The organism is Streptomyces sp. NPDC025618, from assembly GCF_055558795.1.
This window is the reverse complement of record NZ_JBVHLW010000016.1, coordinates 1-19,252: the sequence shown is the minus strand read 5'-3', so window position 1 is coordinate 19,252 and position 19,252 is coordinate 1. Positions and strand designations below refer to the sequence as shown.

Genomic DNA, 19,252 nt, shown 5'->3' with positions numbered 1-19,252 from the left:
GGGGCAGGGTTGACGTCCTGAGGCCTTCACCGGTGAGCGACTGGCCGGGGTCCGGGACCTGTCAGTGACCCTACGCCGCATGCACCGCATTGGGTATGTCGGCTCCAGACAATCACGACACGACGCCGTCGAGTGATCTCGGTACCCCTTGCGCGGGAGGCCGCCGGTCGGTGTCACAGGTGCCCTGGGCAGACCGGGGTCAGGGGCGGCGTCGGTACCAGCGGCGCAGTTCGTCGGCTCCCCAGACGACGAGGGGGAACGGTGCAATGAGGGCCCATTGACCCGGGGTGAGGGCTTCGGTTCCCAGTAGGGTGTGCGCGGCGGGGAGGTAGACGGCGGCCGCGGCGAAGGCCAGGGCGACGCCGAGGGCGGCCAGCAGCGGTTTGTTGGTGAACAGTCCCACGGTGCGCAGGGAGGCGTGCTCGGTGCGCACCGCGACGGCGGTGCCGAGCTGGCAGGCGACGATGCCGGCCCAGGTGACGGTGGTGGCCTGCCGGTAGGTGTGGTGCAGGGGGCTGCCCAGGCCGACCGGGTCACCGGGGCGCCAGCCGGCGCGCAGCAGGACGGTGGTGAAGGCGGTCATGACCAGGAGTGCGGAGATCATGCCGAGGAATGCCCAGGCGCGGGTGAGCATGGCGCGGGTGATGACGTTCTGGGCGCGCGGGCGCGGGGGGCGTCGCATGGCGCCGGGCTCGGCGGGCTCCCGGCTCAGGGCGAGGGCGGGCAGCGTATCGGTACCCAGGTCGATGGCGAGGATCTGCATGACGGTCAGCGGGAGCGGGACGGCTCCGCCGGAGAGTGCGAAGACCAGGAAGGGGACGATTTCGGGGATGGCGTGGGCGAAGATGTAGAGGATGAATTTGCGGACGTTGTCGTAGATGCGGCGGCCGGCCTCGATGGCGCTGACGATGGTGGTGAAGTCGTCGTCGGTGAGGACCATGGTGGCGGCTTCGCGGGCGACGTCGGTGCCGGAACGGCCCATGGCGATGCCGATGTCGGCCCGGCGCAGTGCGGGAGCGTCGTTGACACCGTCGCCGGTCATGGCGACGACCTGTCCTTCGGCGCGCAGGGCGTCGGCGATGCGGAGTTTGGCTTCCGGTGTGCTGCGGGCGAAGACCACTTCGCCTTCTGTGGCGAGGAGTTGGTCCAGGTCGGCTTCGGCGAGCCGGTCCAGTTCGGCGCCGGTGAGGATGCGGGGGTGGTCGCCGCCGATGCCGACGCGGCGGGCGATGGCCGCCGCGGTGCCGCCGTAGTCGCCGGTGACGACGTGGACGCGGATCCCGGCCTGGTGGGCGCGGGCGATCGCGGCGGCCACCTGGAGTCGGGGCGGGTCGTTCATGGCGATCAGGCCGAGCAGGCACAGATCCCGCTCCGCACTGTCGCGGTCGGCGGGCACGGGCGACCCGGCGGGCAGGGTACGGGCGGCGATGGCCAGGACGCGTAGCCCTGCTGCGGCGTAGGAGTTCATGGCGGCGGTCACGGCGGCCCGCTCTTCCGCCGTCAACAAGCCAGATCCGGTGGGGTGTTGGAGGTGCGTGCAGTGGGGGAGAACCTCTTCGGGGGCGCCCTTGGTGTGTGCCGTCAGGGCAGTGGTGCTGCCGTCCTCCTCGTCGAGGGTGGTCATGAGCTTGAGCCGTGAGTCGAAGGGGAACAGGTGCCGGCGCCGGGCCGCCCGCCGGGCCGGGTCGACGGGGTGGCCGCGGGCGGCGGCCAGTTCCAGCAGGGCGATCTCGGTGGGATCGCCCTTCGCCTGCTCGGAGTCGTCCGGGGCTGGTTCGGCGTTGGTGCAGAGGGCGGCAGCCTGCACCACGAGGTCGGTCCGCGGTGTCGCCACGTGTGGGTCGGCGGGGCCGTCGCAGGTCCACAGCGAGGTGACGCGCATGTGGTTCTCGGTGAGTGTTCCGGTCTTGTCGGTGCAGATCACGGTGGTCGATCCGAGCGTCTCGACGGCGCTGAGCCGTTTGACCACGGCCCCCTGTCGGGCCAGGTCCCGCACACCGACGGCCAGGGCCAGGGTGATGGTGGGCAGCAGCCCCTCGGGCACGTTGGCCACCAGCAGGCCGATCGCGAAACTGATCGCCGCGCTCCAGCCCAGCCCGGCCGCCAGCCCCAACGGCAGGAAACCGATCCCCACCCCCACGGCCACCGCGGCGATCAGCCACGCCACCCGCTTGACCTGGTGTTCCAGCGGGCTGTCCTCCCTCACCACGCGAGCGGTGAGTGCGGCAATACGGCCCAGCTCGGTGTGCATGCCGGTCGCGGTGACCACCGCCTGTGCCTGACCGCCGGTGCACACCGTCCCGCTGAAGACGACGTCCCGTGCCCGCAGGAGCGGAACCCCCGTGTCCATGGTGTCGGCGGAGCGGGCGACCGGTTCGGATTCACCGGTGAGGGTGGAGATGTCGACCTGGATCTCACCGCCGAGCAGCCGGGCGTCAGCGCAGATGCTGTCGCCCTCCTCCACGAGGATCACGTCCCCGGGGACCAGCTGGACGGCCGCCACCTGTTGCGGGCGCCCATTACGCACCACCCGGGCGTGGGAAGGAAGAAAGGCCGCGAGCGCCTCCACGGCCCGCTCCGCCTGGACCTCCTGGAAGAACGCGAAGGCCGCGTTCAGCACGATCACCGCCGTGATCGCCACCGCCAGAGTCGGGCTCCCGCTGATCCACGCCAGCACCGCGGCCACCGCGAGGACAAGCGCCAGCGGGTGCGTGAACTGGCGCGCCAGCTCGGCAGGCCACCGGGTCCCCCCACGGCGGACCAGCGCGTTCTGCCCGTAGACCAGCAGCCTGCGCGCCGCCTCCCGCTCCGAAAGCCCCCTGGGGGAACTGCGCAGATGCTGCAACAGGAGCGTCAGTGATTCCAGCGGGTCCGCGAGCCGTGAGACGTCCCCCTCATGTGCCGTCGGGCCGCGCACGACATGATCCTGGGCCACTGCACCCACCTCCTCGGGCTACTGGCAGCAGGACGCACTACGGTCGTCGAACGCGTCCCTCCAGGACCCGCACCACGCCTGCCGCTGGCGTGCGGCTGCCGACAGGTGCCGCACGGCCGCTCTCCGTCCCATTGGCGCGCGAGATCTACCGTTCGAGAAGAGGCCGTTCGGCCATCGAAAAGCCCCCCGGCCCCCGGCAGCAGCCCTCAGCCTGCCGAGGCGCAAAGTGCCCGGGCAGGACAGGACGTGTATGGGTGCCGCAGATGCTGCCCCCGCCGGCCCGACCGCGCCCGGCTCAGGCGGCCCGGCCGAGGCCGGCGGCGGCGGTCAGGTCCTGCTTGCGTAGCGGGGCGACGTCGACATCGAGATTCGCAGCGTCCGCGGTCGGTCCGCCCATCAGCGCCGCAGCCCCGAAGCCCCACGTCCCGCCACAGCCAAAACGCCCGAGGTGTCAGCCACTTCACATTCGAGGCTCGGACCTCCTTCGGTATCAGCTCCGGAACCATCGCCACGTGCTCACTCAGCAGCCGCACCTCACGAAGCTCCACTGGGCTGGGGGCGATGTAACCCTTGCGTACCGACCACTCGTACACCAGCCGGAAGGCCGCCAGTTCACACCGGAACTTCGAACCCCCAACGCGCCTCGGGTTTCCCCGCCCCCGTCGCCGCCAGCCCTCCCGGTTCGTCTTCTGGACGAACTGCTCCAGGAACGGACCGTGCGGCTGGCCTCGATTACCGCGCGAGGCGTTGGGTGACGCGCCACAGGTGGCGGGGGAGGTCGCCTTCTTCGAAGGCGTGCACTTCGTCCAGCGTCCAGCCGTCGGCGAGGGAGTCGACGAGGTGGCGGGGGAAGAAGTGCACGGCGAAGCCGCCGTGCTCGAAGATGTCGTCGCCGTGGGCGATGCCCGCGTTGTAGTGGGCGTCGCCGGTGTGGCGGACGGTGTAGACGAATGTCCCGCCGGGCCGCAGTAGGCGGCGGACCTCGTCGACCAGGGCGTGGATCTCCTGGGTGGACAGGGCCATGCACAGCAGCATGTGCGCGAACACGGCGTCGACCGAGTCGTCGGGCAGCGGCAGTGGCTCGCGGACGTCGTGGACCGTGGTGGAGACATGTTCGGCAACGCCCTGGGTGCGGGCGGCATCCTCAAGCTGGGCCAGGCCGGTGGGGCTGAAGTCGGTGGCCCGGACGGTGAAGCCTTCGCGGGCGAAGAAGAGGGCGTCGCGGCCGTGTCCGGCGCCCAGTTCCAGCACGTCTGTGGCCTTGGCGGTGTGGAAGACGGCGGCGGCGTGGACGGCCGGGGCGGAGGGCTGCTCGCCGTACATGCCCGGGTGGGCGGTGTAGGTGCGCTGCCAGTGATCGTGCTGTGCCTGACCGAGATCGCCGTCGTCGTGCTGCATGGCCTCTCCCGTGGATGGACGCCCGGGTGCTGCCCGCCGGACTGCCTGGGCCGATCCTGCCACGGGACGAGAACGGGCTCAGGCGGCGGGCGCGCCGTCCTTGGTTGCACGGAGGCGCTCGATCATGCCGAGCCGGTAGCGGTCGCGGCGGTCGACGTCGAACCCTGCCTCGCGGACGAGGTGCAGCGGGCGGTGGAGCTGGTGGTCGCCGGCGACCTTGACGAGCACGGGGTCGAGCAGGCGCTGGACGAGACGGACGGGCAGGACGCTGCTGACGATGTGGTCCAGGAGCAGCAGGGTGCCGCCGGGTTTGAGGACGCGGTGCATCTCGGCCTGGGCCGCCTTGTCGTCAGGGATGCAGCACAAGGCCAGGACACAGACCACCGTGTCGAACGAGGCCTCGGGGAAGGGCAGTTCGGTGGCGGACGCCTCGGTGAGGGTGACATCCGCTCCCAGCTCGTCGGCCCGTCGGCGGGCGCGGTCCAGCATGTCTGGCGACAGATCCACGCCGGTCAGGTCGGCGCCCTTGGCGTAGAAGGGGAGGTTCAATCCGGTGCCGACCGCGACCTCCAGGACCCGTCCGTCGGCCTGGGAGCAGATCCAGCGGCGGCCGTCACGCACCATGTAGCGGTCGAAGTAGCGCACCCAGCCGTTGTAGCGGGGTGCGTCGCGTTCCGAGATCTCCCGGTTCCGCGCGTCCTGTGCCTCGTGCTGGGCCATGGCCGCCCCCTGCTCACCGTCGGCTCGTGCGGTCAGCATGCCGCGCGGCGCGCGGGGAGGCGACCACTCCGTCCGAGGCGGCACACGGCGGTCGGTTCAGCAGCAGGCGCAGCCGGGGCGGCACCCGCACGCATCGCCGGTCTGCGCCTGGGCGGGCATGGTGGTGGCGGCCGGTGTCGCGCAGCAGCCCTTGCCCTGCCAGGCGTCGCGGCCTTCCTTGACGGCGATGGCGGCAAGGACCAGGGCGGCGATCGGGTCGGCCCAGGACCAGCCGAACAGGCTGTTGGCCAGCAGCCCCACCAGCACCACCGCGGACAGGTAGGTGCACAGCAGCGTCTGCTTGGAGTCGGCGACGGCGGAGGCGGAGCCGATCTCGCGTCCGGCCGTGCGCTGGGCGGCGGACAGGAACGGCATCACCAGCAGGGACAGCGCGGCCAGGACGATCCCGGGCAGCGAGTGCTCGGCCTCGCCGGTCCCGGTCAGGGCGCGGACGGCATCCACGGTGACGTACGTGGCGAGCGCGAAGAAGGAGAAGGCAATGATCCGCAGCGTGGTCGTCTCGCGGCCCTCCCGTACGGCGTGCTCGCGGGCGGAGAACTGCCAGGCGACGGCTGCCGCGGAGGAGACCTCGACGACGGAGTCGAGGCCGAAGCCGATCAGCGCGGTGGAGGAGGCGAGGGTGCCGGCGGTGATCGCGACGACCGCCTCGATGACGTTATAGGTGATGGTCGCGGCGACCAGCAGGCGTATCCGGCGGGCCAGCACCTCGCGGCGGGCCGGGGCGGGGCCCAAGGATATGGAGGTCATTCAGCAGCACCCCTTGGCTTCCACGTCGGGGCAGGCGCGGTCGGCCTCGACCGCGATCACGGCGGTGCGCAGGTCGTCGAGGGCGTGGCCGAGGCGCTCGTCGGCGAGTTCGTAGCGGGTGCGGCGGCCGACCGGGACGGCGACGACCAGGCCGCAGTCGCGCAGGCAGGCCAGGTGGTTGGAGAGCCGGGTGCGCGAGATGCCGATCCGTTCGGCGAGGTCGGCCGGGTGGGCCGGGGCCTCGCGCAGCGCGAGCAGCAGCTGGCAGCGGATGGGATCGGCGAGGGCGCGGCCGAAGCGCGCGAGCACCTCGACCTCGGGAGCGAGAGTCAGCACCCATCGAGAGTACATGGATTCTTGAATTCAGAGATTCGTGTACTTGATGTGGTGTGTGACGGATCGGCGTCGAGCGGCGCCCTGGCCTCATTCGGTTTCCGGGTGGACTTGTGGTGGGTCGAGGGCGGGCGAGGTAGCGGTACGCGCCGGCGCCGCTCACGCCGCCAGTCATCCCGAGCACGACGGACGCGGCGAGTACCGCTCGCCCATCCTGTAGCGAGCCATGTTCCGTCTCCGCCGTCCACCATCGGATCCCATGTCTGGCGGTCTGTCAGATCATGCGGGGCGGCGGCGATGCGGTGACCCGCCTCACCCGGTGCTCCGGCCCTGCTTCGCGGGCGCACAGGATTTGAGGGGCCCGATGCCGCGCTTCACGGCACCCGCTTAGCCGCCCGCCCGGGAAAAGCCGATCAAGATCCTCTCCCAGATTTCTCCCAAACGATCACCGGAGACGCAAGAAGAGCCTGATCCGGATTCCGGATCAGGCTCTTGACCTGCTACTTCAGCTGTCGGGGTGGCGGGATTTGAACCCACGACCTCTTCGTCCCGAATAAGGAGCGGGGGAGCTGCTGACCTGGCTCGTCCGGATTCTTCGCAGGTCAGGGCGTTGGTGTGGGTTGGTCTGACGGGGTGCAGGAAGGGGAGCAAGGCAAGTTACCTCCCTGTTCGCTCCCCGGCCTGCAGTTCGCCCATCCGCCTGTGGTCGCCCCCGCGCTGTGAGGCCCGAGGTGTGTTGTGGCGCTGTCAGCCTGCCGTCTGATCGCTGGCGTTCTCAGGTGCCGACGTCGGAGGCTGACTGGCCGAGTGGGAGGTGTAAGTCCTCAACTACTCATATCGGAATCGGCGTCATCAATATTAGTGCATCCAAGCCGAAATCACGAAATTTTGAGCACATCGTAGATTGAGTCACCCCAGGTGGCCCATGCGCGCAAACGTTTATCATCCACAAGGTGGATATGTTGATTGGCGGCAAATTCGCGAGCGGGTTGGGAGAAATCTCCACTGGCCATCATGATTACAATGTTGGCGCCGTGGACGGGCCGTGCAGTGCCGTTTAGCCGTTGGAGTGGCTCAGAGCCTATCTTTCTGCGTCCCCTTGAATGCTTGCATTGCACGACAACTTTTCTTCCGTTGGGGGTATGGGCAATAACGTCCGCGCCTAGATCCCCAGCCCCTCCACGTCCGCGAGCTACAGTCAGGCCATCTCGCCGAAGCAGCCAGGCTGCTAGAATCTCGAAGTTCTTGTGGTCGAAATTATTTATTGTGTCCAGGGTGTAACTTCTTTCGTTTTCTACGTACTGCTTTCGCTGATCGTTCAGTCTGGTCAAGTCTTCTAGGCTGGCTTTGGTTGCGGATTGAATGTTGGCCAGCGTCTTCTTGCGACCGACTAGGCCGTTGTCCCATATGCGCATGTTCCCTTCGTTGGGTGACTGGTAGTCGCTTCCTTTTTCGTAAAGCCCGACCGGCGACTCGCCGAATGTGTTCCGGAGTCGGGCGAAATTAATTTCGGTGGCATGGGCATCCCGATCGACGGAGTGTAGCTCGTCTGTCAAGCGCGCACTCTTTGTGTTCAGGATCTCGGCATATTCGTCATAGGTGTACGCCCATTTTCCTTCCTCGGGTTTTGCTAGCAGGCCAGCCGTTCTGTTTAGCTCTTTCTGTAGATCCTTCTTGTGATCAGTTACAGCGTCGCGAACGATGCTGGCAATCACCCCTTCCTGCACCCAGAGGTACGCGGCTAGCAGGTCGTCGGGGCCGTCCTGGCCGATAAAAGCCCCCATCGCCTTCCGGAGCTCTCTGCTGCGGAACTTTGGGGGGGACGACGTTGGCGGTGCTGTCGATGATCACTGCGGGAGGGTATCGGGCCTGTTCAGTATTTCGAAATCCTAGGTTCGAAGGCGGCCTGGGAGTGAATGAGCTTAAAATCCTGATAGCTGGTCAGTGTCCCGCATTTCCAAAGCAGTTGTCATGGGGTGGCGAGCTTTTGTTCGTAGGGCGCCTCAGACGCCCTCTCGGTCGCCTGCGCCGTGTCCGGTCCTGCAACGGCTACGGGGGCCCGCTTCTCGCGGCATGCCAGGAGGTGGGGCGCATAATTGGTCGAGCTGTTTCTTCTGCCCTGCCTTGGGCCGGGTCGACAGCGGACCCTTGGTACTGCCGCTCAGGCCTGGCCTTCGTTGGCCTCCTCTTCTGGCCTTCCCTCTTCCTCGGGTTCGTCATAAGCCGGCACCAGCAGCCGAGCGGCGTCGTGGAAGTCGTCGATGGTGCCGCCGAGGTCGGCGGCTTGAACGAGAGTGGCCAGCATCGGCATGCCTTGCCGCCTCGCGGGTCGCGCCTTAGCTTATATCTGACGGGCTGTCAGGTGGACGTGTCTCGGTGGAGCCCAAGGAGAGCGCCGTGGGTGCCAACGATCGCAGCGATAGGGATCTTCCAAAGGTCATCAGCGTGGACGATCACGTGATCGAACCCGCGCACCTCTTCGAGACGTGGCTCCCGAGCAAGTATCGCGAGCAGGGCCCGCACCCCTTCACTGCCGGCATCGGTGATCTCCAGTACGTCGGTGGCAAGTACCGTTTCACGACGGATCCGGACGGGCAGCTGACCGACTGGTGGGAGTACGAGGGGCAGATCTTCCCCTACAAGCGCGTGATCGCAGCCGTCGGCTTTTCGCGTGACGAGATGACTCTGGACGGCATCACCCGTGAGCAGATGCGGCGCGGCTGCTGGGACCCGAAGGCCCGGCTGGAGGACATGGACATCAACCATGTGGAGGCGTCGCTCTGCTTCCCGACCTTCCCGCGGTTCTGCGGGCAGACCTTCGCCGAGGCGCAGGACAAGGAGCTCGCGCTCGCGTGCGTCCGGGCCTACAACGACTGGATGGTCGAGGAGTGGTGTGGTGACAGCGGCGGACGGCTGATCCCGCTATGCCTGATCCCGTTGTGGGACGTGGGCCTGGCGGTCGCCGAGATCCGTCGGAATGCCGCTCGCGGCGTGCGCGCGGTGACCTTCAGCGAGATCCCGACGCATCTGGGGCTGCCGTCGATCCACTCCGGCTTCTGGGATCCGTTCTTCGCGGCCTGCGAGGAGAGCGGCACGGTGGTCAACATGCACATCGGGTCGTCGTCGCAAATGCCGGCGGCCTCGCCGGACGCTCCTCCCGCCGTCCAGGCAACGCTGAGCTTCAACAACGCGATGGCGTCGATGACCGACTTCCTCTTCTCCGGCATGCTGGTGAAGTTCCCCCGCCTCAAACTCGCGTACAGCGAAGGTCAGATGGGATGGATCCCGTACACGCTGGAACGCGCCGACAACGTATGGAGAAGCCACCGCACGGGGATCGGAGTCAGGGAACTGATCCCGGAACCGCCATCGATGTACTACTACCGGCAGATCTTCTGTTGCTTCTTCCGCGACAAACATGGCGTCGCTTCGATCGAGACCGTGGGGGTCGACAACGCCACCTTCGAGACCGACTATCCGCATGTCGACTCGACCTGGCCGCACACAGCAGAGGTCGCAGCCGAGCACGCCGCCGGCCTCTCTGACGAAGTGACGTACAAGATCCTCCGCGGGAACGCGATTCGGATGCTTGATCTCCCCTTCGACCAGCACCGGACATCTGTTGCCGCTGTCTGAGCCGACGCCGTAGTCCAAGTGGCCCCCTGGGCGCGTCCAGGTCCTCGGCGTAGGGTCCGAGCGGGACCCGGCGAGAGGCGATCGGATGGGCGACCACGCTGCGGAGGCTCTGGCCTCTCTTGGCCACTGGTACCTACGCCACGGCCCCGGTTCGTTCGGGAAAGCGGCGCTGGCTGCGGGATATCTGAATCGCCGATTACGCGATCAGCCTCGCCGACGCGTCGTCCGCGCCCGCACCGGAGATCGGTTCGCTGTCGACACCCGCGATCTGATCCAGCGGTACCTGTACCTGTTCGGGATGTGGGAGCCGAACATGACGGGCTGGCTTCAGCGCCGACTGCGGCTCGGGGACACGTTCGTGGATGTCGGGGCGAACATCGGGTACTTCAGCTTGCTCGCTTCTCGTCTCGTCGGCAGCGAAGGCCATGCGGTGGCGATCGAGGCGTCCACCGCCTTTCACCAGAGCCTTCTACGGAACGTTCGGCTCAACGGGCGTCACAACGTCCGCGCGGTCAACACCGCTGTGTCGGATAAGCGGGAGCTGCTGGAGTTCGTGCTCGCCAGCGACCACAACTTGGGGGCGAACAGCATCGTCCCGTACGACGGACCGGCCGCTTCCGCCTTCGAGGTTGAGGCTCGCCCGCTGGCGGAGGTTCTTACGGCCGCGGAGATCGCCAACGCCAGGGTGATCAAGATAGATGTCGAGGGCGCCGAAGGCAGCGTCGTTCGGGGCATGGCCCCCTTGCTCGGCGAGCTCCGCCGTGACGTGGAGATCACTGTTGAGGTGACGCCGGACCGCATGGCGAAGCTGGGGGATTGCGTGGAAGAGCTGCTGAACACCATGCGGGACCACGGATTCTACGTCTACCGGCTCGCCAACGACTACGCCCCTGAGAGCTACCCGGCAGCGCTGCGGGGTAGCTCCTCAGCTCCTGTTCGCTGGCGAGGGCCCATCGTCGCCGAAAGCGATCTCGTCTTCTCCCGGGTCGATGCGGAGACCCTCGCATAGGTTGTCGACACCGTGTTTTGTGAAGGGGTACTGCCCTTCACGTAGATACAGAACGCCTGGGACAGATGGCGGAGGACTCCGCCTCTCTCTCGAAGGTGCAGGGTCGGCACGGCCAGTTCGGAGATCAACTGCGTCCACGGGTGTGCCGGTCAGCCCGTCGGCGGCAGCTTGCCGGCGCACCCGGGCGAGTTCCTTCGAGCGTTCTTCGGGCGTCAGTCGCGTATGGCCAGGACTGCGCCGAGACCGACTAGGACCGCCCCGGAGACGCCAGTGATGCCGCGCTGAACGCGGTGGCGGCGCAGCAGGGTCTGGATGCGGCCGAGGACGGTGACGATCAGGATGTACCAGAGCAGCGCGAGTCCCCAGAAGAGGCCGGCAAGGACGATGTGCTGGGTGAGTGTGGGCATGCCGGGCAGCGTGAACTGCGGGAAGAGCGAGAGGTAGAAGGCCGCGACCTTGGGGTTGAGCAGGTTGCTCACCAGGCCCTGCCGGAAGGCTTGGGCGGCGGAGCGGCCCTGGCGGCTTGTGGGTACCGGCTGATCCGAGGCGGCCGGTTTGCCGCTGTCCTGCTTCCGATGCCGGAAGAAATCGATGAGGGCGCGTACGCCGAGATAGGCGAGGTAGACAGCGCCGGCGGTTCGGATCGTCGTGTAGAGCGTCTGGGAGCTGGTGAGGAGGGCGGTCAGGCCTGCCACCGCGGCAGCCGCCAAGACGGCATTGCCGAGCATGATGCCAGCGGCAGTGGCTCCTGCTCCGCGGCGACCAGCCGAAGCGGCGTTGCGTAGCAGCAGGACGAGATCAGGCCCGGGGACCACGATGATGGCGAGCGATGCGGCTATGAAGCCCAGGAGCTGAGTGGTCATAACGATCCATGATGCCACCGGTGTACGGGAGTTCAGGGAGTCGCGCAGTTCGGATGTGGTCAACCGCCTGGGCATGCAGCTGAGTGGACGGCGTCGCCTGTGGCCGATCTCCACGGGTCGCGCAGATCACATCCTGACTTCCGTGGGTCACCATCGCCCCGATTTACCTGGGTTGTGTGGCGTCCACGGCGGCCCGTAGGCCGGGGGCGTGTCGGCCGGTTCTCGGCAGCGCACCACCTGATCAAGCCAAATGCCTGACGCAATAAGGATTTAATAGTTGCCTCTTCTCCAGTCGATCTGTGTACCTTCAATTCAGTCGGCCCGCCCGACTCTGATGGCATGTGAACACTTGGCCACGCGAAAGAGAGTTGACTGACGTGAAGTCTCGCCTCGACCGCTACGAAGAGTTCATCGAGAAGGAATACCGTGCCGGCCTGACGAAGCCGGACGAATACTCCCTGGAGGCCATCACTCCAGAGCTTCGTTCCCGATTCGCCAATGGAGACTTCAAACGCATCGTCTTCACTGGCATGGGCTGCTCCGCCATCGTCTCCGACATTGTCCGCGGCTATTTCATGGAAATCGGTTCCCCGATCGAAGTTCATGTCCTCAACGACTACGACTTCCGGTTTCTCGCTCCTTCGTCCGTCCTCGACGACGATGGAACGCTGTACATCATCAGCTCCTACAGCGGTCATTCCAAGGAACCGGTCCGCGCCTACGAGGGGCTCAAGTCCAAGCAGGACCGGGTCCTGCTTCTGACGTCCGGCGGCAAGCTCGCCGAGCTCGGCCGGGCGGACGGGGTTTCGATCGCGTACTGGCGGCTGCGCGAGCCCGACCGCGAGTACCCGCTCTTCCACGTGTCGCAGTACTTCGCCATCCTCATGGACATGTTCCACGAGCTGGGCCTGCTCGCCGACAACCACCACACGCGGCTCGCCGAGCTCTCGGCCGAGCTGGAGACGGACTACGACAACGCGCGGCGCGAGCTCGTGGAACAGATCGCTCATGACAGCCGCGACGCGAACATCATCATGATCGCATCGCCGAAGTGGCACGAGAGCCTGCTCAAGCTCGCCAAGATGCACTTCAATGAAATGGCGATGGTGCCGACCGCCCGCAACTACTTCCATGAGTTCTGCCACAGCGAGGTCGCCACCCTCTCGGACCCCGTCCGTAAGCACAGCGTCATCTGGTTCGCCGATCCGGACGACGATGACTACACGCTCGCCAAAGGTGAGAACCTGGTTCGGATACTCACCGAAGAGCGGTTCGAGAACCGCAATGTGCGGATCTCCCGGGTCGAGCTCGGCGGAGGGGACTTCCTGCGTAAGTACTTCAATGCCTTGAATATCGTCCAGAACGCGGCGCTCGCACTCGGCCGGTACCACGAGACGAATTCCCGGGACCTGATTTCGGAATCGGCGGGCAATCCCTGGTATCACAGCACCACCATCGAATCGGAACTAGCCGACGCGTAGCGATTGCGAAAGAACAGCGGACATGAGTGATGAAAATCCGCTGCACCTGTTCGACCTCACAGGGAAGGTGGCTCTGGTGACCGGAGCCACCCGCGGGCTGGGCCGGGCTATCGCCAACGGCCTGGCCCGCGCCGGGGCCCATGTGGTGGTCGCTGGCCGCAGCAAGGAAACAGCCGACGAGGTCGCCGCGGAACTCGCGGCAAACGGGTCACGCGCCTCAGCTGTCGAGCTCGATGTGACCCGCCCCGAGCAGGCCAAGCGCACCCTCGCTCAAGCAGCGGAGCACCATGGCAGCCTCGACATCCTGGTGAACAACGCCGGTGTCATCGAACGGCACCCCGCCGAGAAGTACCCCGCCGACGCATGGCGCACAGTAATTGACACCAATGTCAGCGGAACCTTCTTCCTTGCTCAGGAAGCAGGATCCCTCATGCTTGCCCAAGGGCACGGACGCATCGTCAACATCGCTTCCGTTCTCGCCTACAGCGGGGGCCGTAACGTCGTCGCGTACGCAGCGAGCAAGGGAGCACTCGTCCAGGTGACCCGGGCGCTGGCCGCTGAATGGGCCGGGCGGGGCGTGAATGTCAACGCGATCGCGGCCGGCTACTTCTCCACCGACCTGACTCAGGGCCTGCGCGACGACCCCGCCCGCAGCCGGGCCTTGCTAAGCCGGGTGCCTGCCGGACGGTTCGGCCGTCCCGAGGAACTCATCGGGGCAGTCGTGTTCCTCGCGTCCTCGGCCGCCGACTACGTACACGGTGCTCTGCTCGAAGTCGACGGTGGCTGGACGGCTGCCTGACCCGACCGGACCACGAACCACACAAGCCGCGGGGAGCGAACATGGAGAACGACAAGTGATCGCACACGCCCACCGACTCAACGGGAAACAGCAATCCACCATCCGCGCCATGACCGAGCGCTGCGTCGCCGTAGGCGGCGTCAACCTCGGACAGGGCCTTTCCCGCACGCCCCCGCCCGCCTCGCTCCTCGATGCCGGCTCCGCCGACTTCAAAGCGGCGGACCACTCCTACAGCCTCGCCCAGGGCGACCCTGCCCTGCGCCAAGCCGTAGCCCGCAAGCTTGCCGCGTACAACGGCATCGACGTCGACCCGAAGGACGGCATCGTCGCCACCATCGGCGCGTCCGGCGCGTACAACGCGGTCCTGCTCGCCTATCTGAACCCCGGTGACGGGATCCTGCTCCCCGAGCCGTTCTACGGCTACCACCGCGCCGCAGCCGAACTCTACGGCGTGGTACCGGAGCCGATCGCCCTCACGGCTCCCGAATTCCGGCTGGACGCACAGGCCCTGAATGCCTCGGTCTCCGAGCGAACCCGCGCCATCGTGCTGTGCACCCCGAACAACCCGTCTGGCCGACGTCTCACCGCTGAAGAGATCACCGCGGTGGCGGAGTTCGCGGAGAAACGTGACCTGCTTGTCATCACCGACGAAATCTACGAGTACATCTACTACACCCCGGGTGCGCATCTCTCCCCGGCTGCCTTCGACTCCCTCGGACACCGGACTGTCACCATCTCCGGCCTGTCCAAGACCTACAGCGTCCCCGGCTGGCGGCTCGGATATGCCGCAGGGCCGGGGCACCTGATCCAGCCGGTACGTACAGCCGCCGACATTCTGTCTGTCTGCGCGCCCACACCACTGCAGCAATTGGCCGTCCACGCCTTGGAACTGCCGGACTCCTTCTACACGCAGATGCGCGATCAGTACCGCGCCCAGCGCGACCGGGTGTCAGCCGCCTTCAGGTCAGCGGGCTTCGAGACCAACCACCCCGAAGGTGCCTACTACCTCCTGGTCGACTGCTCATCCCTTGGAGTCCGGGATGGCTTCGAAGCCGCCGAGGCAATCCTCACCACAGCCGGCATCGCCACCATCCCCGGCGAGGCATTCCACCACAACCAACCGTCCTACACATACGTCCGGGCCTGCTTCGCTGTCTCGCAGGAGGACATCAGTCGCACTGAGAAACAACTGGCCAAGGCTGACTTCTCGGCACCGGCGGTATCGGCTGCCCCCGTCGGTTGACCAACCTGCTGGAGGTCCGGATCGAGCCGCACGAGGTGTCTACGCGGTATTGGCAATGACCTGACCGCTGCGGACCGGTCCTTGTCCGGGCCGGAAGAGCACCAGGTGCGGCGGCTGCCTCTGGAGCCAGACGCCGTGGTCGGGGCAAGCGTGCCGGACGCTCGCGCAACCGCGGGCCGGAGAAGGCGGTGACTGATGCGTTGGGCATCCTGCTTCTTGCCGAGCGGGCGGCGCTTCTGACTGGTCGCGATGACGAGTTCGTGGCCACGGTTCAGAAGGGCTACACCGGTATTCGGTGGGGTGAAACTGTCGGATTGGAAACCGAGTTCTGCCGCCGCGACGCCGTGAGAGTGGAGTGGCAGCTGTATGAGCTGGACACCGGTGAGCTGGTTCGGTGTCCGCCCAAGGATGACTCGTATCGGACGATCGACGAGCCGGGCTGGCTGTCGGCCCTGGTATCAAGTCACATCGCACGGACGAATCCCCAGCCGTGCCCGTGCCACGGACGGAAATATGTCTACCGTGCCCATGGCCTGGCCAACGGTGCGCCCCGTCGGCAGGGAGTGAAGCTGGTCGACGTCGCCCGTCGTGCTGAGGTGTCCACTGGGACGGTCTCCAACGTTCTGAACCGGCCTGAAGCTGTGAAGGAGGAAACCCGGGTCAAGGTGGAGCTGGCTATCGCGGAGCTGGGATATGCCCGTGGTGTCCAGTACGGGGAGACTGCTGCTCACTGGCGACGGTCCGGGTTCGCCACCTGGATCTTCCATCCGGCTGCGACGGGCTGGTATCCGAAGAAAGCCCCGCAAGAGGCTCGTCCGGTCCCGCTGCTGGCTGAGCCCTGGCCGGGTGTGCCGGCGCGAGGGCGGAACGCCTCTCAACGGGCTGAGGCGTGCTGGGTGCCGATTGCGAAGGGGCTCACGCGTCACGGCCTTCGCCACACCCACCGGACGATCATGGAGGAACTCAGGACTCCACCGAAGCTCATGGACGAGCGTATGGGGCACATGGACGGCTCCGTGCAGTCTCGCTACTCGCATGTCACCTCGGGCATGCGCCAGGAGCTGATGGAGGGGCTGACCGAGCTCTGGGAAGCTTCGCTGGAGGCGCGGCGCGCGATGTGTCCCAGATCACCCGTGCGAGTCCTCGATGGACTGCTGAGAGCGCACCGGTAGGGACCCCCGTGGGGGAGCGCGGTTTCATGATCTGCTCCCCGTCTGCTCCCCGCTTGCTCCCCGCGGGGCATTCAGGCGCGCAGAAACACTTCAGGCCGGGCTTCCTAGGTAAGGAAGCCCGGCCTGAAGTGCTGTTTCGGCTGTCGGGGTGGCGGGATTTGAACCCACGACCTCTTCGTCCCGAACGAAGCGCGCTGCCAAGCTGCGCTACACCCCGATCGCTGCTCCAGAACCCGTTTTCGCAGGTCCCCGGCGCAACGAGCTCTACTTTAGCGGACCGGAGCCCAGAGGTGAAATCCGATTCCCGGGAGCGCGCAGGTGGGGGCGTATGCGGTCGAGGAGGACCAGGGCGAGGGCCAGGACGTAGAAGGCCAGGCCGAAGACGACCGCGTTGCCGAGCACGCCCGCGTAGCCGTGGAGGTCGACGTCCAGGAAGGGGTACGGGTAGCGGCCCTCCGTGCCGGGGTCGAGGAGGGCGCCGCGGGCCAGGGCGAAGGGGAAGTAGAGGAAGGGGTAGGCCAGCCACTGCCAGGCGTGGCGCAGGAGGAAGCCGCCGGGGGCGGTGAGGACGAGCCAGTCGAAGGCGGCCGCGAGGGGGGTCACGGTGTGGAGGAGCTGATTGGCGACCGATTCGAGGGGCGTGCGCTCGCTGGTCATGGAGAAGCCGCTGGAGTCGTTCGACAGCACAAAGTGGAAGACGAGGCCGGTGATCGCTATGTACAGCAGCGCGCCGCCCGTGATCCGTGGGGAGAGGGGCGGACGCGCGTTCCAGGCGCGGTGGGCGGACCAGGCGAAGGTCACGGCCACCAGGAGGTTGGACTGGACCGTGAAGTAGCTGAAGAGCCGGCCCAGGTCGTCCGAGTCGATCATGTCCAGCACGATGCCGGTGAACGCGGCGAGGGCCACGAGCGCCCGGAAGGCCGCCGCGAAGGGGCGGCGGCCGGTGGGGACGACTGCCGACGCGGGGACGCCCGCGGCGCCGGGCCGCCCGAGCCGGGTGGTGGAGGAAGTCGGGTCGATCATCCCTCCACGGTACGGGCGGCGGCCGGAAACCCTCCTGGATCAGTCGCGGTCGTCGCGGGGGGTGAGGGTGAGGAGGGTGACCTCCGGGGGGCAGGCGAAGCGGACGGGGGTGTAGCGGTTGGTGCCGCAGCCCGCCGAGACGTGGAGGTAGGAGTTCTGGCCGCCAGCCCGGTGGGTGGAGAGGCCCTTGACCCGCTGGGTGTCGATGTCGCAGTTGGTGACCAGCGCGCCGTAGAAGGGGATGCAGAGCTGGCCGCCGTGGGTGTGCCCGGCGAGGATCAGGGGGTACCCGTCGGCGGTGAAGGCGTCGAGCACCCGCAGATAGGGGGCGTGGACGACGGCCAGGGAGAAGTCGGCGTCCTCGCGGGGGCCGCCGGTCACCTCCGCGTAGCGGTCGCGCTTGATGTGCGGGTCGTCGAGGCCTGTGAGCGCGATGTCATAGCCGTCGATCTTGAGGCTGCCGCGGGTGTTGGTGAGATTGACCCAGCCCGCGGAGTCGAAGCCGTCGCGCAGCTGCTCCCAGGGGTTGTGGATCGCGCCGACGGCCGGGGCGTTGCCGTTCAGCCCGTGGCGGCCGCTGGCCTTCTCCAGCAGATAGCGGGCGGGGTTGCGGAGCTTCGGGCCGTAGTAGTCGTTCGACCCGAAGACGTAGGCGCCCGGGAACTCCATCAGCGGGCCGAGCGCGTCGAGCGTCTCCGGGACGCCCTCCGGGTCGGAGAGGTTGTCGCCGGTGTTGATCACGAAGTCGGGGCGGAGGCCGGCCAGCGACTGGAGCCAGCGCTGTTTCTTGCGCTGTCCGCCGACCATGTGGATGTCGGAGACCTGGAGCACCCGCAGCGGCCGCATCCCCGGCGGCAGCACGGGCACGGTGACCCGCCGCAGCCGGAAGGAACGGACCTCGATGCCGGCGGCGTAGGCGAGGCCCGCCGCGCCGACGGCGGTGATTCCCAGGGGTACTCCATAACGAGCGCGCATGCCGTCCATGGTCGCAGACGCGGGCCCGTTGTGGTCGGCCCGGTCCACCCCTGTGGATAACTTCACGAGGCCGATCACCCGGGCTCGTACGGGAGTTGCTGCCGCACCGGCTGCCGCACCGGGCCCGTACCACCTCGGCACCGCTCCCGTACCGCCTCCGTACCGCTCCCGCACCAACTCCCGCACCGGCTTCCGGATCGCCACCTCGCCGCCGCACCGCCCGTTAATGCGGGGCGCCCGCCGTGGCCGGGTGCGAAGATTGCGGCATGACCACGCTCAAGTCCAGGCTTCACGACGACCTCACGAACGCCATCAAGGCGCGTGACGAACTGCGCTCCTCCACGCTCCGCCTCACCCTTTCCGCGATCGCCTACGAGGAGACCGCGGGCAAGGTCGCCCGTGAGCTCTCCGACGACGAGGTGCAGAAGGTGATCGCGCGCGAGGCGAAGAAGCGCCGCGAGGCCGCCGACGCGTTCGACAAGGGTGGCCGCGCCGACTCCGCGGAGCGCGAGCGCGCGGAGGGCGAGGTGCTCGCGGAGTACCTGCCCCAGCAGCTGTCCGACGAGGAGCTGACCGCGATCGTCGCGGAGGCCGTGGCGGAGGCCAAGGCCGGTGGCGCGGAGGGCCCGCGCGCCATGGGCGCCGTCATGAAGATCGTGAACCCGAAGGTGGCCGGCCGTGCCGAGGGCGGCCGCGTGGCGGCCGCGGTGAAGCGCCTGCTCGCGGGCTGAGCCGGTACGCCACCGCCCGCACCTAGCGCACAGGGGCGCCCGGACGGCTTCCGGTGTGGCCCAGGGAGGCATCCGCAGTGGCGGTCCCCAGGTCATGGACGGCGCGGTGGGTGTGGTCGGCAGCGCG

The 19,252-nt window shown here is 67.4% G+C and carries 16 protein-coding genes, 1 tRNA gene and 1 pseudogene; 7 read left to right on the top strand and 11 right to left on the bottom strand.

What is annotated here, in order from left to right:
* Window positions 1-199 precede the first annotated feature (199 nt).
* The 7 genes from ACZ4A5_RS16085 to ACZ4A5_RS16055 form a co-directional block, all read right to left on the bottom strand.
* Window positions 200-2,935: a cation-translocating P-type ATPase gene (locus ACZ4A5_RS16085; protein WP_467583294.1), complete on the bottom strand. Its 2,736-nt coding sequence runs from the start codon at window positions 2,933-2,935 to the stop codon at window positions 200-202.
* Window positions 2,936-3,667: 732 nt separating this feature from the next.
* Entirely contained in the window at window positions 3,668-4,333 is a 666-nt protein-coding gene (locus ACZ4A5_RS16080; protein WP_467583292.1) for a class I SAM-dependent methyltransferase, read from the bottom strand.
* Between the two features lie 78 nt (window positions 4,334-4,411).
* On the bottom strand, window positions 4,412-5,092 hold the full coding sequence (locus ACZ4A5_RS16075) for a class I SAM-dependent methyltransferase (protein ID WP_467583290.1): 681 nt from the start codon (window positions 5,090-5,092) through the stop codon (window positions 4,412-4,414).
* 57 nt (window positions 5,093-5,149) lie between these two features.
* Window positions 5,150-5,860, bottom strand: coding sequence for a cation efflux transmembrane domain-containing protein (locus ACZ4A5_RS16070; RefSeq protein ID WP_467583287.1), 711 nt, complete (start codon window positions 5,858-5,860; stop codon window positions 5,150-5,152).
* Window positions 5,861-6,196, bottom strand: coding sequence for an ArsR/SmtB family transcription factor (locus tag ACZ4A5_RS16065; RefSeq protein ID WP_467583285.1), 336 nt, complete (start codon window positions 6,194-6,196; stop codon window positions 5,861-5,863). It abuts the gene before it with no gap.
* Window positions 6,197-7,071: 875 nt separating this feature from the next.
* The gene (locus ACZ4A5_RS16060; RefSeq protein WP_467583282.1) at window positions 7,072-7,977 is read right to left on the bottom strand and encodes a restriction endonuclease; all 906 of its coding nucleotides are present in this window, start codon (window positions 7,975-7,977) and stop codon (window positions 7,072-7,074) included.
* A 377-nt stretch (window positions 7,978-8,354) separates the two neighbouring features.
* Complete coding sequence (locus tag ACZ4A5_RS16055; protein ID WP_467583280.1) at window positions 8,355-8,504, bottom strand: hypothetical protein; 150 nt, start codon at window positions 8,502-8,504, stop codon at window positions 8,355-8,357.
* Between the two features lie 86 nt (window positions 8,505-8,590).
* Between ACZ4A5_RS16055 and ACZ4A5_RS16050 the strand changes: the two genes are divergently transcribed.
* Complete coding sequence (locus tag ACZ4A5_RS16050) at window positions 8,591-9,829, top strand: amidohydrolase family protein (RefSeq protein ID WP_467583277.1); 1,239 nt, start codon at window positions 8,591-8,593, stop codon at window positions 9,827-9,829.
* Window positions 9,830-9,914: 85 nt separating this feature from the next.
* Entirely contained in the window at window positions 9,915-10,838 is a 924-nt protein-coding gene (locus ACZ4A5_RS16045; RefSeq protein WP_467583274.1) for an FkbM family methyltransferase, read from the top strand.
* Window positions 10,839-11,050: 212 nt separating this feature from the next.
* Here the strand turns inward: ACZ4A5_RS16045 and ACZ4A5_RS16040 are convergent, their stop codons facing one another.
* A complete protein-coding gene (locus ACZ4A5_RS16040) occupies window positions 11,051-11,701 on the bottom strand; it encodes a LysE family translocator (RefSeq protein WP_467583271.1) in 651 nt (216 codons plus the stop codon).
* 377 nt (window positions 11,702-12,078) lie between these two features.
* On the opposite strand from ACZ4A5_RS16040, the gene ACZ4A5_RS16035 reads away from it, so the two are divergent.
* From ACZ4A5_RS16035 to ACZ4A5_RS16020, 4 genes and pseudogenes are all read left to right on the top strand, one after another.
* Window positions 12,079-13,182, top strand: a complete 1,104-nt coding sequence (locus tag ACZ4A5_RS16035; protein WP_467583268.1) for an SIS domain-containing protein — start codon at window positions 12,079-12,081, stop codon at window positions 13,180-13,182.
* Window positions 13,183-13,204: 22 nt separating this feature from the next.
* Window positions 13,205-13,981, top strand: a complete 777-nt coding sequence (locus tag ACZ4A5_RS16030; protein WP_467583265.1) for a glucose 1-dehydrogenase — start codon at window positions 13,205-13,207, stop codon at window positions 13,979-13,981.
* 55 nt (window positions 13,982-14,036) lie between these two features.
* Window positions 14,037-15,224, top strand: coding sequence for a pyridoxal phosphate-dependent aminotransferase (locus ACZ4A5_RS16025; protein WP_467583262.1), 1,188 nt, complete (start codon window positions 14,037-14,039; stop codon window positions 15,222-15,224).
* Window positions 15,225-15,349: 125 nt separating this feature from the next.
* A pseudogene (locus ACZ4A5_RS16020) lies at window positions 15,350-16,396 on the top strand (LacI family DNA-binding transcriptional regulator); the annotation flags it as partial.
* Between the two features lie 143 nt (window positions 16,397-16,539).
* Here ACZ4A5_RS16020 and ACZ4A5_RS16015 read toward each other — a convergent pair.
* The 3 genes from ACZ4A5_RS16015 to ACZ4A5_RS16005 all read right to left on the bottom strand — a co-directional run bounded on the left by ACZ4A5_RS16015 (window position 16,540) and on the right by ACZ4A5_RS16005 (window position 18,394).
* Window positions 16,540-16,613 (bottom strand) — tRNA-Pro (locus ACZ4A5_RS16015).
* 47 nt (window positions 16,614-16,660) lie between these two features.
* Window positions 16,661-17,419 (bottom strand): Pr6Pr family membrane protein, encoded by a 759-nt coding sequence (locus ACZ4A5_RS16010; protein ID WP_467583259.1) that lies wholly within the window; start codon window positions 17,417-17,419, stop codon window positions 16,661-16,663.
* 39 nt (window positions 17,420-17,458) lie between these two features.
* Window positions 17,459-18,394: a metallophosphoesterase gene (locus ACZ4A5_RS16005; protein ID WP_398870555.1), complete on the bottom strand. Its 936-nt coding sequence runs from the start codon at window positions 18,392-18,394 to the stop codon at window positions 17,459-17,461.
* A gap of 266 nt (window positions 18,395-18,660) precedes the next feature.
* On the opposite strand from ACZ4A5_RS16005, the gene ACZ4A5_RS16000 reads away from it, so the two are divergent.
* Window positions 18,661-19,125, top strand: a complete 465-nt coding sequence (locus tag ACZ4A5_RS16000) for a GatB/YqeY domain-containing protein (protein WP_467583256.1) — start codon at window positions 18,661-18,663, stop codon at window positions 19,123-19,125.
* Window positions 19,126-19,252: the final 127 nt, after the last annotated feature.